Genomic DNA, 13,145 nt, shown 5'->3' on the forward strand with positions numbered 1-13,145 from the left:
GTCTGGACCGGCTATCCGCCTTAGCATGTTCGAAATATCAAACGCTGCTGGCAGGCGTAGCGCCGGTCCCCAGGAGAGCCCATGGAACTGCATGCCCCCGAACTGTTTCGCCAACAGGCATTCATCGACGGACACTGGTGCGAGGCCGATCAGGGCCGGCGTACCGACATCCACAACCCCGCCACCGGAGAGCGTCTGGGCAGTGTGCCGGACATGGCGGCAGCGGAGACCCGTCGCGCCATTGCCGCCGCCCAGACCGCTCAGGCAGCCTGGCGCCGACGCACTGCGAAGGAAAGATCGGCAGCGCTGCGGCGCTGGTTCGAGCTGATTGTGCAGCACCAGGAAGACCTGGCGCGGATCATGACGGCCGAGCAGGGCAAGCCGCTGGCCGAGGCCCGGGGGGAAGTCCTCTACGCCGCCTCCTTTATCGAATGGTTCGCCGAGGAAGCCAAGCGGGTCTACGGCGACATCATCCCCGGCCACCAGGGCGACAAGCGCCTGCTGGTGCAGAAGGAGCCGGTCGGCGTTACCGCCGCCATCACCCCCTGGAACTTCCCCGCCGCCATGATCACCCGCAAGGCCGGCCCGGCGCTGGCCGCCGGCTGTGCCATGGTGCTGAAGCCGGCACCGCAGACACCGTTCTCCGCCCTGGCCCTGGCCCATCTGGCCGAGCAGGCCGGTCTGCCGGCGGGCCTGTTCAGCGTGGTGACCGCCGGCGTCGACAATTCCCGGCTGGTCGGTGCCGAACTGTGCGCCAATCCGGTAGTGCGCAAGCTGTCGTTCACCGGCTCCACGTCGGTGGGTGTACGTCTGATGGAACAGTGCGCGCCGAGCATCAAGAAGCTGTCCCTGGAGCTGGGCGGCAACGCCCCGTTCATCGTGTTCGACGATGCGGATCTGGATGCAGCGGTAGAGGGAGCGATGATCTCCAAGTACCGCAATGCCGGCCAGACCTGCGTGTGTGCCAACCGCATCTACGTTCAGGACGGGGTATATGATGCCTTCGCCGAGAAGCTGGCCACCGCCGTGCGGCATCTCGAAGTGGGCGATGGCATGCGCGAAGGCGTGACCACCGGCCCGCTGATCAATGCCGAGGCGGTGCAGAAGGTCGCGCGGCATATCGAGGACGCCGTTGCTGGTGGTGCCACCGTGCTGGCCGGCGGCAAGCCCCATGCCCTGGGCGGGCTGTTCTTCGAGCCGACCATACTGACCGATGTGAACAGCAGCATGCTGATTGCCCGGGAGGAAACCTTCGGCCCGGTGGCGCCGCTGTTCCGCTTCAGCGACGAGGCCGATGTGATCCGTCAGGCCAACGATACGGAGTACGGCCTGGCGGCCTATTTCTATGCCCGGGACCTGAGCCGGGTGTTCCGCGTCGCCGAGGCGCTGGAGTACGGCATGGTCGGCGTGAATACCGGGCTGATCTCCACCGAGGTAGCACCCTTCGGCGGCATGAAGGCATCGGGGCTGGGCCGTGAAGGCTCCAAATACGGCATCGACGAATATCTGGAACTCAAATACGTGTGTCTGGGCGGCATCTGATCCGCCGGATCACCTGGAGGGCAGCGGCATGAGCATGAACAACGAATCCCTGATGCAGCGGCGCGAGCAGGCGGTGGCCCGTGGCGTGGGCCAGATCCACCCGGTGTTCGTCCAGCACGCGGAAAACGCCACCATCGTCGATGTCGAAGGCAATCATTACCTGGATTTCGCCGGGGGTATCGCCGTGCTCAACACCGGGCACCGCCACCCCAGGGTGATCGATGCGGTCCGGCGCCAGCTGGAACTCTACACCCACACCTGCTTCCAGGTGGTGGCCTATGAGCCCTATGTCGCGCTGTGCGAAAAAATCAACAGCCTGGTGCCCGGCGACTTCGACAAGAAGACCCTGCTGGTCACCACCGGCTCGGAAGCGCTGGAAAATGCAGTGAAGATCGCCCGCGCCGCCACTGGCCGCGCCGGCGTCATCGCTTTTGCCGGCGGCTATCATGGCCGCACCATGATGACCCTGGCGATGACCGGCAAGGTCATGCCCTATGCCTCCGGCATGGGCCTGATGCCGGGCGGGGTGTTCCGTGCGCGCTTCCCCGATGCCCTGCACGGGGTGAGCGAGGACGATGCCATCGACAGCATCAAGCAGATCTTCAAGACCGACGCCGAGCCCAGGGACATCGCCGCGCTGGTGGTCGAGCCGGTGCAGGGCGAGGGCGGCTTCCGCGTGGCCTCGCCGCAGTTCATGCAGCGGTTGCGGGCCCTGTGCGACCTGCATGGCATCGTATTGATTGCCGACGAGGTGCAGACCGGCGCAGGGCGTACCGGCACCTTCTTTGCCATGGAGCAGATGGGCGCCACTGCCGACCTGACCACCTTTGCCAAGTCGGTGGCCGGCGGCTTCCCGCTGGCGGGCGTGTGCGGTCGTGCGGAGCTCATGGATGCCATCGCCCCCGGTGGGCTGGGCGGCACCTACGCGGGCAACCCGGTGTCCTGCGCCGCGGCGCTGGCGGTGCTGGAGGTATTCGAGGAAGAAAACCTGCTGGCGCGGGCCCGCACCCTGGGCGACATGCTTACCCAGCGGCTGCGGAAACTGGCCGAGCAGCACAGGCGCATAGCCGAAGTGCGCGGGCTGGGTGCCATGGTGGCGGTCGAGTTCCTGACCGAAGACGGCCACCCGGACCCCGAACTGGCCAGCCGGCTGGTCATGCGCGCCCGGGAGAAACGCCTGCTGCTGCTTACCTGTGGGCAGTATGCCAACGTCATCCGTATCCTCGTGCCGCTCACCGCCACAGATGTGGAGGTGGGGGAAGGGCTGGATATCATCGAGGCCTGTCTGGGGGAGATCGCCTGAGGGTTGATGGTGGGCGGAGCGTCCGCTGGTGTCGAGATGGAACTCGACACTCCCAAGGGGCGGAACGTGGTGAGGCTGGGGCTGGCTGGGGTAGTGCGGGTGGTTCGTTGGTGTCGAGGTGGAACTCGACATTCCCGGGGGGGGCGGAGCGCTGCGGGGCTGCGACTGGCTGGGCTTCCACGCCGGCGTGCGCCGCTCGGGTATCGGTGGGGCGGATGGCAAGCATGGGTTGTATGAGTACATGCACACCCAGGTAGCCTATATCCAGAGCTGATCATGGAACTCGGCCTTCCATGGTTCCCCGGCCTTTAATGGGCCTTCGGCATTATCAGATCATCAGAACGTCGATAACCCCGTCGCTTCCATCAACCGGTACAGCGCGTAGCGTGCGACGTTGTGGTCGGCGAAGGCGGTGTAGGGCAGGCTGTATTCGATGCCTTCGGCATTGCTCCACTGTCTGTCAAACGCGGTCCTGGCTCGCTGTATCGCCGGGTGGTTCTGCGCAGCGACCAGCTGGACATCCGTTTCCAGATTCAGGTCATCCAGATTGCGTCGGGTGAAATTGGCTGAGCCGCTGATCAGTTCGCTGCTGCCATCGGCGCGGTCCAGGCGCAGCCATTTGCTGTGGCACTGTTCGCCACTGGTATTGCACCAGCGCAGGGGGATGCCGGCGCGGTGCAGGTCCCAGGCGGCCTGGCGGTTGGGGATGCCGTTCTTCTCGCGGCCGAAGGCGTCGCGGTTGGGGTCGAGCAGCACGCGTACATCCACTTCGCGCTGACGGGCGTTGATCAACGCCTCGATCAATGGTCGATGGGACAGGTAAAACACCGACACATCCAGCCGCTCGCCGGCGACGGCGTCGTTGACCAGCTCCAGCAAGGCGCGGGCGATGGCGCCCTCGGTCAGCACCCGCAGCCGCGGCTGGTCGGCCGTCAGCGGCTGGACCGGTGGCGGGGTCGGCCAATGGCCGGTGGGCATATCGAGGAGGCGGGTGATCGTGGCTTCCGAGCGCAGCAGGTCCAGCGCTGCTGCGCCGCTGAAGCGCAGCGCCTGGTTGCTGTGTCGACTGCTTGCATCGTGCGGGTTGGCCGAGGTGACCAGGGCGGTCCAGCTGTCACCCGCATCGGCAAACAGCGTCTTGCGGTGATTGGCGCGGAAATTCGCCAGGTGCAGGTAACTGCGCAGGGTAACCTTGCCCGGCCCCACCGGATTGGGTAGCCAGCCTCCATCGGTGCTGTTGCCGAGCAGGCGGCAGCAGACGCTCCACAGGCTGGTCCACAGTGGATTGGACGGAGGCAGTTGTTTCAGGGGTGACATGACAACTTGCACACCCTCGGCCTGCAGCGACTGCAGATGGGTATTTTCCAGCCCGCCATAGAGGGTGTTGAAGGGGTCGGTTATCAGCACCACTTCGAGCTCCGGGTTCAGTTGCCGGGCCTGCGCCAGCGCGCCGGCGAGTTCACCTGACAGGGGGCGGTAACTCTGCTGGCCGGCGAACTCGTTGAACAGGAACATATCCACTACTACCAGACGCCGGGCCTGGCTGATGATCCGCAGCGCTTCGTCGAAGATCTCCTGCTTGCTGAAGCGCTCCCCGTCGGGTGTCTGCCAGGTCTGATCCAGCAGCAGCTCGACGTTCACGGCCTGCCGCCAGGGCAGGCTCAGGGAAAAGTCCTCCGGCAGCTGGCGCTGAGTCTGATACAGGATGAGCCCGAGCCAGATCACCAGCAGTATCAGACCGATCCTGGTCAGCGGGTGCGCGCGCCGGTTGCGGCGGTTTATGCGGCGGAGAATATCCATATATGGCCCGTCAGTCGAAGTGATCCGGCATGCTAACCTTGATTTCGGATGTTTGTCTTCAGGGGACCGTGGCCAATGCGCAGACTTGCCGGCCTGATTGCCGTGCTGGGAGTGTTGTCGCTGCTGCTGGTGCTGGCGGCTCAGTGGCTGCAGCGCAGTCTGCTGGCGGCGGGTATCGAACAATGGCACTGGCAGGAACTGCGCTGGCGCGATGGCCAGCTGCATCTGCAGCAGATCGGCGCTGTCTACGTCCACGATCAGGGACGCCTCGGCGTCCGTGGTGGAGGGGTTAGCCTGCGGCCGGTGTGGCGCGAAGGGCCGCGCATCGGCGAATTGTCGGTCGATGAGCTGCAGCTGATATGGCAACCGGTCGAGCGGTTGCCCGAGGTGGATGCGGACCAGCCCTGGCAATTGCCCTCGCTTGCCGATCTTGCCGACCCCCTGGCCTGGTTGCCGGAGCGTCTGCAGGTGGACCGGCTGCTGCTGCAGTTACCCTGCCCGCAGGGTCAGTGCATGCTGCAGGGCAGTGTTCGGTTGGACAGCCAGGCCCAGCCACTGGAACTGCATGGCGCGCTGCAGTTGGCGTCGCAGGAGCAGCGAGTCAGCGGCCAGCTGGATCTGACAGAGCGTAACGGCCGCTACCTGATCCAGGCCGCGCTGCACCTGCCCGAGCCGCTGAGCCTGCCGGGCATCGGGACGCTCAGCGGCGATGCCATGCTGGATCTGGAAAACGAGACCGAGCAGTGGCGGCTTAACCGGGGCCAGATAACGGCAAAGCTGGAAAATCCCGAATTCGCCATGCCCGCATCGCTCCCGCGACCCGAGACGCTGATGCTGGATCTGAAGCCCGATCCCGCCAGTCTGGCGGACTGGCAGGATCGAATCGATCTGGCGCTCGATATACAGGCCGAAGGTCCCCTCAAAGGCCAGCTGCAAGGCAACCTCAGGCTGCAGAGTCAGGACGGCTGGAATGCCAGCCTGGACGCCGCCCGCCTGCGGCTTGCTGCTTCCCGTCTGGAGCTGGCTGAGGTCGAGCTGTCGAATGTCGAGCTGGACTGGCCACTTCAGGCCAGCGGGGATAGCGACCAGCTGACACTCGAGCTGGGTGCCGAGGCTCCGTTGACGGCAGGGCGCCTGGCGCTGGCCGAGGACACGCTGGTGCTTCACAGCGTCCGTGGGCAGCTAGGTGGGGCTCGCCTGCTGTTGCCCCTGGCGATACCCGAGGAACTGGCGCTTACTGCCCCCCTGAGATTGAGCGTGGATAACCTGCAGCAGGCGGTTCTGCAACCGCAGAGCTGGGAGCTGCAGGGCGAACTGCGCTATGCCGGCGCCGGGCTGGATCTGGACGCCAACCTCACCGCGGCGAGCGGCCTCGACAGCCGGCTGCAGCTGGACTGGCCCGCCGACCAGTCATGGCAGCTGCAGGCCACTCTCAATGATATCTTCCTGCGCGCTGGTAACCCGCTGGCGACGACTCTTGTCGACTGGCCGGACCTGCTCAGTTTCAGCAGCGGGCGGATCACCGGTCAGATCCAGGCCAGTGGCCTTGATAGTCTGCAGAAGCTGAGCGGGCAGGTGACCCTGACGGGGGCCGAAGGTATCTACGACCGCGCCGCGTTCCGCGGCCTGACCTTGCCTCTGTCGATATCCCTGCAGGGTGAGCAGCTGCGTCTTGCTACCGGAGGCTTGCGGGTCGACAGTCTGGATCCGGGGCTGGAACTGGGGCCGCTGCAGGCTCGGGGCAGCTATGCAACGCGGCTGGCGCAACCGGCGCGTGGGGTGCTTGAACTGCAGTCAGCCAGTCTGGGTGTACTGGGTGGCCGGGTGAGCGTAGAGCCTGGCGCGATTGACCTTGGCCAGCCACGGCAAAGCCTGGTGGCGCTGGTAGAAGGGCTCGAACTGGCCCGGCTGTTCGAAGTCTACCCGGCCGAGGGTCTCAGCGGCCGCGGTACGCTCGACGGCCGCTTCCCGGTCAGCCTGGTCGATGGCAAACTGCTGATCGAGGATGGCCGGCTGCAGGCCCGCGAGCCGGGCGGTGTATTGCGTTATCAGGCCGAACAGCTGCGCACCATGGCCGAGGGCAACCCGAACCTGGAACAGCTGGCGGCGGCGCTGGATGACTTCCGTTACCGCGTGCTGGCCAGCGATGTGTCCTATGATGAGCAGGGTGTGCTGGTGCTTGGTCTGCGCCTGGAGGGCAGCAATCCCGCCTTTCAGCAGGGACGCCAGGTCAACCTCAACATCCGGCTTGAGGAAGACATACCGGCTCTGCTGACCAGCCTGCAGCTCAGTGGACAGGTGAGTGACCTAATCAGAAAACGGATCGAGCAGCGTTATATGCAGCGCGGCAGTCCATGACAGGAGACAGATATGTGGCGACTGACGGTGGTGGCGGTAGCCGTTGCGATATTGAGCGCCTGCACGCCGACGGTGCAGCTGGCCGCGCCCAGCGACCCGATCAACATCAACCTTAATGTGAAGATCCAGCACGAGATCTACATCAAGGTCGACAAGGAGCTGGACTCGCTGTTCAGCGAATCCAGCGGACTGTTCTAGGAGAACCCCATGCGTAGCGCAATCAAACTGATCGGTCTGATGCTGGTGTTGCTCAGCGCACCGGCCATGGCCATGAGTCTCAACGAGGCGATGGCGGCACTGCCGGCCGCCAAGGCGGCGGGGCAGGTCGGTGAGCAGCCCGACGGCTATCTAGGGGTGGTCAGTCCGGGCGGCAACGGTGCTGCCATTGTCCGGCAGATCAACGATGCCCGGCGCCAGGAATATCAGCGCCTGGCCCGGGAGAACAACATCCAGCTGCGGGATGTGGAGTCCATGGCCGGCAAGAAGGCGCTGGAGAAGACGCCGTCCGGGCAATACATAATGCTCAACGGCGTCTGGATGAAAAAGTGATCAGCGCAGCCGCAGCCGCTCGCTTTCGCTGAACTGCTCCTGCATCAGCGCGTCCACCGCCGCCTGACGGTCGGTGGCGGCAAGCCCGGGCTGTGCCATGATGGCATCGCGCTCCCGTTCGAAGGAGGCCACCCGCTGTCGCCATTCGGCGCGCTGTGCGTCCAGCTCCTCAAGCCGTTCGGTGGCCGCCGGGCCCAGCAGGTTCATGCGCAACGCGCGGATGGCATGTTCGTCCGCACCGGCATCGCGCAGTGCCAGGGTCTGCTCCCGCAGTTCCTGATGCAGCTGGGGCACCAGCAGTTGCTGCATTTCCTCCGGCAGGCTTTCCCTGAGCGCCTCCACGGCTTCGGCCTTCTGCCGTTCATCCATGAAGTCATCCCTGGCGATGATCAGACGTTCAAGGGTGAAGTTGTTGTAGATCTCCTCACCGGCAAAGAAGGCCTCATGGGCCTCGCGGCTGAACAGGCTGGCACGCAGCTGTTGCACTGCCTGTTCGCGGGCAAGCAGGTCTTCCAGGTTCTCACTGACCGGGAAGCGGCTTTCCAGCTCGGCGACCTGCCGCTGATATTCGAGATAGTCATCCAGCAACGCCAGCGCCTGGCCGAGGGCCGGTTGTTGCAGCTGCCCAGCCAGATGATCGCGAATCCGCCGCTCCGTTGCCGCCAGGTCCTCCTCGCCGATCAGGCTGAGGAAGTAATCGAACAGGTGACGGACCTGGCCGGTGATGCGCAGGTTGCCGATGCCGTCCACCTCAAGCTGACCGTCGATATCCGTACCGCGCAGGCTGGTGGGCTGTTCCACCGGTGCCGGCAATGCACGGGACGGGCCTGTAGTGGGGGATATCAGCGGGGTGGCCGCCGTGCTGCGTCCGGCGACCGGAATGTCCGCAGGGGAGGGGGGCTGAGAGGGATTGCCGCCGAACAGGTACCAGCCCAGCAGCAGGGCGCTGGTCACCAGCGGCAGATAGATGATCATCTTCATGTGCTCACCGTACTGTCAGAAAAGGGGTAAGCCCCGCCGGAGCCTTCCACCGGCAGGGCCTGCGGTCAGAGTCCCGCTTTCTTCAGCCGGTTGGCCTGCTGGCGATAGACCGTTACCGGATCGGTCTCCAGAATGCTGGTCAGACCGAAGAACTGGTTGACCTCATCCAGGTGGTTCATGCGGTAGTTGTCCCTGATCACCATCCCCAGCCGGGAGCTGCAGCGGCCGACCATACCGTCATTGGCTTCCCCCCTGGGGAAGGTCTGGGCGGCGGCGATCATCATCAGATCCGACGGGTCCAGCACGTTGGTCGAGGGGCTGGTGCCGCTCCAGGAGTAGTAGCGCACCCCGTTCACCTGGTAGGCCCCCTCGCCGCATGCCGAAGTGGGGATGCCCTGCGGGAACCGGGCGTTGAAGCGGGCCGCGCCCGCCGTATGCAGTGATTCCAGCGAGCCGAGGGAGTTCATCGGGCTGTCGATCGGGCTCTTCGACAGGAAGTTGATCATCTTGCCGGCGGCATTCACCAGACTGGAAAGGATAGCCTCGCCGGCGGACCCTTCCGGAATCTCCCGCAGGAAGTCGGCCAGCGCCGAGCCCTTGTGGGGCGCGCCTATGCTGGTTACCGAGGCCACCAGGTCGGGCCGGACCGCAGCGACGTAGCGGATGGTCGGCCCGCCGTGGCTGTGGCCGAACAGGTTGACCTTGCCCTTGCCGGAGATGGCGACGATCTCCTCGACCTGCTCCAGCAGCTGCTCGCCGCGGGCTTCGGAGGTATCCAGCTGGCTGACCTCGGTGATGTACACCGTGGCGCCATCCTTGCGCAGGGCCTGGGGGATGCCGTACCAGTAGTCGATGCCGAGCATGCTGTCCCAGCCGAGCATGCCGTGCGTCAGGACGATGGGGTACTTGGTTCGGGTGTAATCGGAGGAAGAGCTGAACCAGGAGGCCTGAGCCTGCCCGGAGGCAACCAGCGCGGCGGTCAGCGCCAGGCTGCCGAACAGGTGTTTACGGAACATGCGGAGTTTCCTTCATTGGTTGTTATTGTTGTGGTGACGGCTCCTGACTGCGCAACAGGAACCAGAAGAATAGCCGGCCCGGCCCCGGCCGGCTGTTCTTCGCCCTGGGTGACCTGGTGGCCCCATAGATGACCGGTTGGTCGATGGCTCTGTTGCAATACCATTCATGAAATCGATCCGACGGACGGTAGTGATGACTTTGTGCTTCCCGGCGATGTCTGTTCTGTTAGGCTGCATTTCATGGTTCGGATGACGCGTGGGAGACAGATCATGCTGGGCAGTTTTCTCAATGGATATACCTTCTGGCTGCTGCTGGGGCTGGCGCTGCTGATTTCCGAGTTCTTCGTGCCCGGGCTGGTCGCCGCGTTCTTTGGCATCGGTGCGCTGGCGGTGGGCCTGCTGACCCTGTTCGGCATTATCGATAGCCTCGCGGTGCAGTTGCTGTGCTTTGCATTGATCAGCCTGGTTGCCCTGTTCGGCCTGCGTCGCCACTGTACCCGCTGGTTGAAGGGCATGGTTGGTGGTCGTGCCGAGGATGATCTGGACAGCGCCGGACTGCTCAACCAGCGGGTCACCGTACTGACCGATTTCGTCGACGGGGCGGGGGATGTACAGCTCAACGGAGCGAAATGGGATGCCGAATCCAGCGAGCCGCTGCGCAGCGGTGATACCGCCTGGGTAACCGGCTTCAACGGCATAGTGCTGAAGGTGCGCAGCCGGCCGGACGGCAGCGCACCCTGATAAAACGAAACCAACAAGAAGGAGCAGTTAATGGAAACCGCAACGCTCATTGCCCTCGCGTTCCTGGTGCTGATCGTCATCACCATCGCCAAGACCGCACAGATAGTCCCTCAGCGTTCCGCCTTTGTGGTCGAGCGACTCGGCAAATACGCGAAAACCCTGGAGGCCGGCTTTCATCTGCTGATCCCCTTCGTCGACCGCATCGCCTACCGCCATACCATGAAGGAGGAGGCGATTGATGTGGATCGTCAGGCCTGCGTGACCAAGGACAACATCCAGGTGGTGGTCAATGGCGTGATTTACCTGCAGGTGGTGGACCCCAAGGCTGCCAGCTACGGCATCACCAACTACCGCTACGCCGCAACCCAGCTGGCCCAGACCACGCTGCGCTCGGTGATCGGCAAGATCGATCTGGACAAGACCTTTGAGGAGCGCGAGGCGATCAACGTGCAGGTGGTCCAGGCTCTGGATGAGGCTGCAAGGCCCTGGGGCGTGAAGGTGATGCGTTACGAAATCGCCGATATCGAGCTGCCGGCGACCATCCTCGATGCATTGGAGAAGCAGATGCGCGCAGAACGGGAGCGCCGCGCTGTGGTCGCCCAGTCCGAGGGTGAGCGGGAGGCCAAGATCAATGTCTCGGAAGGGATCAAGCAGGAAACCATCAACCTGTCCATCGCCGAGCGCGAGCGTCAGATCAATGAAGCCGAGGGCAAGGCACGGCAGATCGAACTGATTGCCCAGGCCACCGCTGACGGCCTGCGTCTGGTCGCCGATGCGATCACCACCCCAGGCGGCAAGGATGCGGTGGCGTTGCGGGTGGCCGAGCAATACGTGAACGAGTTCGGCAAGCTGGCCAAGACCAACAACACCATGATCCTGCCGGCGGAGCTGAGCAACGTCGGCGCGGCGGTGGCAGCGATCACCAGGACGCTGGATACGGTAAAACAGCCCTAGTTGCGTTCTCAGTGAATGCCGGTCTGGAGCATGTTCCGCAAAGACGCCGTAAATACTTCCCTGTAGGCTCCCTGTCGCCATCCCTGGCGACAGAGGCTTTGCTCCACATGCTCCAGACCGCCAGCCTGACTCCGAGTGTGGGCTCCGTCACCCTATTGTCATCTGCTTCCGGCATTCTTCATCCGTACCAGAGTTGAACACCGCCGGTTAATCCAGTAAGTTAACTGCACGTCAACGGAGAACAGCATGTCACTCAGCGCATCCCTTCAGCACCATCGCACCCCGGCTCACGCCGTGGCGACTGCTGCCTGCGCTGCTGACGCGGTTTCCGTTTATTTTTATGGGTATTGGTTTAGCCAAGGGCTGGCCTGATCCCATCAGGCGGCCCACTCTGCACCGGCCGCCCACCGCAGTATTCAGAAACCCCCGGTCGGCCACCCGACCGGGGGTTTTGTTTTTTCGGCCCACAGTGGCTTACATATCGAGGAAAGAGACATGAGCAACTACTTCAGGCATTCCTACCGTTACTGCAGCTGGCGATTTACCGGCCTGACGCCGGACCGTACGACACCACCCAGATCAGAACGATAGAACACCGCGCGGCCTGAACCGCGCGGTTAAGGACAAACGATGAACTCTCCCGTATCCGCCCTGCAGCTTTCCCTGGTCTCGAACAATTCGACCCAGTCCGATTCAACCCAGCGCCGCACGCGGCCACTGCCTACCCCGGCCGTTCTGCGCCAGCGCCTGCCGCTCAATGCCCTGCTGGCCGAGCAGGTCCGCTCCCAGCGTGAAGCGATTCGCAACATCCTCCACGGACATGACCCCCGCCTGCTGGTGGTAATTGGCCCCTGTTCCATCCATGACGCCGATGCAGCGCTGGACTATGCACAGCGCCTGGCCGAACTGGCACCGCAGGTTGAGGACCGGATGTTGCTGGTGATGCGCGCCTACATCGAGAAGCCCCGCACCACCATTGGCTGGAAGGGGCTGGTCTACGACCCGCAGCTGGATGGCAGCGGGGACATGGCGGGCGGCCTGGAGCTGTCCCGCCGGCTGATGCTGCAGATGATCGAGCTGGGCCTGCCGCTGGCCAGTGAGCTGCTGCAGCCGCTGGTGGCTGGCTATGTGGATGACCTGCTGGGCTGGGCGGCCATCGGGGCGCGGACCAGTGAATCGCAGATTCACCGGGAGCTGGTCAGCGGTCTGGATATGCCCGTGGGGTTCAAGAATGGCACCGATGGCAGCATGGGCATCGCGATTGATGCCATGCGCTCCGCGGCCCACCCGCATCAGCATTTCGGCCTGGACGAGCTGGGCCGACCCGCGCTGGTGGAAACGCTCGGCAACCCGGATACTCACCTGGTGCTGCGCGGCGGCAATCAGGGGCCGAACTTCGACGCGATCAGCGTAGCCGGCGCTCAGGCAGAGTTGAACAGGGCCGGCGTCGAGGCGGCGATCATGGTTGACTGCAGTCACGCCAACAGCGGCAAGGACCCGATGCGCCAGCCCGAGATATTGCACGATGTGATCGGTCAGCGTCTGGCCGGCAATGACAATCTGCGAGCGGTCATGCTGGAGAGTCACCTGTTCGATGGCAATCAGCCGCTTACTGCTCAGCTGGAGTACGGCGTGTCGATCACCGACGGCTGTCTGGGCTGGGCCGGTACCGAGCGGCTGTTGCTGGACGCCGCTGAGCGTCTGCGCGGCTGAGGGATGGGCAGGGCGTGCTGCGCACGCCATCGCCGCGGGGTCGCGGCTCCTACAACACCAACCTCCGATCAACAGTTTCACCCAAACCTGCCGCAGCCCCGCCCCCGGGGCGATCGGCGCGCGGCACCTAGCGATTGTAGGAGCCCCGACCCCGGGGCGATCGGCACGCGGCACCTAGCGATTGTAGG

Annotated in this window: 12 protein-coding genes; 9 read left to right on the top strand and 3 right to left on the bottom strand. The window is 64.3% G+C overall.

All coding sequences use genetic code 11. The annotated features are described in order from the left end of the window. The first annotated feature begins 81 nt into the window (after positions 1 to 81). From gabD to IEW63_RS13370, 3 genes are all read left to right on the top strand, one after another. The gene (gabD, locus tag IEW63_RS13360) at positions 82 to 1,542 is read left to right on the top strand and encodes an NADP-dependent succinate-semialdehyde dehydrogenase (RefSeq protein ID WP_188637132.1); all 1,461 of its coding nucleotides are present in this window, start codon (positions 82 to 84) and stop codon (positions 1,540 to 1,542) included. A 28-nt stretch (positions 1,543 to 1,570) separates the two neighbouring features. Beyond that, positions 1,571 to 2,845, top strand: coding sequence for a 4-aminobutyrate--2-oxoglutarate transaminase (gabT, locus tag IEW63_RS13365; RefSeq protein WP_188637133.1), 1,275 nt, complete (start codon positions 1,571 to 1,573; stop codon positions 2,843 to 2,845). A 118-nt stretch (positions 2,846 to 2,963) separates the two neighbouring features. Next, positions 2,964 to 3,119 carry a hypothetical protein gene (locus tag IEW63_RS13370; RefSeq protein WP_188637149.1) on the top strand — a complete coding sequence of 52 codons (156 nt, stop codon included), beginning with the start codon at positions 2,964 to 2,966 and terminating at the stop codon, positions 3,117 to 3,119. Between the two features lie 62 nt (positions 3,120 to 3,181). On the opposite strand, the gene IEW63_RS13375 is transcribed toward IEW63_RS13370, so the two are convergent. Further along, positions 3,182 to 4,645 carry a phospholipase D-like domain-containing protein gene (locus IEW63_RS13375; protein WP_188637134.1) on the bottom strand — a complete coding sequence of 488 codons (1,464 nt, stop codon included), beginning with the start codon at positions 4,643 to 4,645 and terminating at the stop codon, positions 3,182 to 3,184. Between the two features lie 75 nt (positions 4,646 to 4,720). On the opposite strand from IEW63_RS13375, the gene IEW63_RS13380 reads away from it, so the two are divergent. From IEW63_RS13380 to IEW63_RS13390, 3 genes are read left to right on the top strand one after another with little or no spacing between them, the layout of a single operon-like run. Continuing rightward, positions 4,721 to 7,003, top strand: a complete 2,283-nt coding sequence (locus IEW63_RS13380) for an intermembrane phospholipid transport YdbH family protein (protein ID WP_188637135.1) — start codon at positions 4,721 to 4,723, stop codon at positions 7,001 to 7,003. A gap of 12 nt (positions 7,004 to 7,015) precedes the next feature. Continuing rightward, on the top strand, positions 7,016 to 7,201 hold the full coding sequence (locus IEW63_RS13385; RefSeq protein ID WP_188637136.1) for a YnbE family lipoprotein: 186 nt from the start codon (positions 7,016 to 7,018) through the stop codon (positions 7,199 to 7,201). A gap of 9 nt (positions 7,202 to 7,210) precedes the next feature. Beyond that, positions 7,211 to 7,552, top strand: coding sequence for a YdbL family probable chaperone protein (locus IEW63_RS13390; protein WP_188637137.1), 342 nt, complete (start codon positions 7,211 to 7,213; stop codon positions 7,550 to 7,552). Here IEW63_RS13390 and IEW63_RS13395 read toward each other — a convergent pair whose 3' ends face one another. After that, positions 7,553 to 8,533, bottom strand: a complete 981-nt coding sequence (locus IEW63_RS13395) for a lipase secretion chaperone (RefSeq protein WP_229710522.1) — start codon at positions 8,531 to 8,533, stop codon at positions 7,553 to 7,555. Between the two features lie 65 nt (positions 8,534 to 8,598). Beyond that, positions 8,599 to 9,549, bottom strand: coding sequence for a triacylglycerol lipase (locus tag IEW63_RS13400; RefSeq protein WP_188637138.1), 951 nt, complete (start codon positions 9,547 to 9,549; stop codon positions 8,599 to 8,601). Positions 9,550 to 9,819: 270 nt separating this feature from the next. Here IEW63_RS13400 and IEW63_RS13405 point away from each other — a divergent pair, with 270 nt between their 5' ends. The 3 genes from IEW63_RS13405 (at position 9,820) to IEW63_RS13415 (ending at position 12,957) form a co-directional block, all read left to right on the top strand. After that, positions 9,820 to 10,290, top strand: coding sequence for an NfeD family protein (locus IEW63_RS13405; RefSeq protein WP_188637139.1), 471 nt, complete (start codon positions 9,820 to 9,822; stop codon positions 10,288 to 10,290). A 30-nt stretch (positions 10,291 to 10,320) separates the two neighbouring features. Beyond that, on the top strand, positions 10,321 to 11,244 hold the full coding sequence (locus IEW63_RS13410; protein ID WP_188637140.1) for an SPFH domain-containing protein: 924 nt from the start codon (positions 10,321 to 10,323) through the stop codon (positions 11,242 to 11,244). A 630-nt stretch (positions 11,245 to 11,874) separates the two neighbouring features. Continuing rightward, positions 11,875 to 12,957 (top strand): 3-deoxy-7-phosphoheptulonate synthase, encoded by a 1,083-nt coding sequence (locus IEW63_RS13415; RefSeq protein ID WP_188637141.1) that lies wholly within the window; start codon positions 11,875 to 11,877, stop codon positions 12,955 to 12,957. The last annotated feature ends 188 nt before the right edge of the window (positions 12,958 to 13,145 follow it).

Source organism: Halopseudomonas pertucinogena (genome assembly GCF_014646575.1).
Taxonomy (GTDB): Bacteria; Pseudomonadota; Gammaproteobacteria; order Pseudomonadales; family Pseudomonadaceae; genus Halopseudomonas; species Halopseudomonas pertucinogena.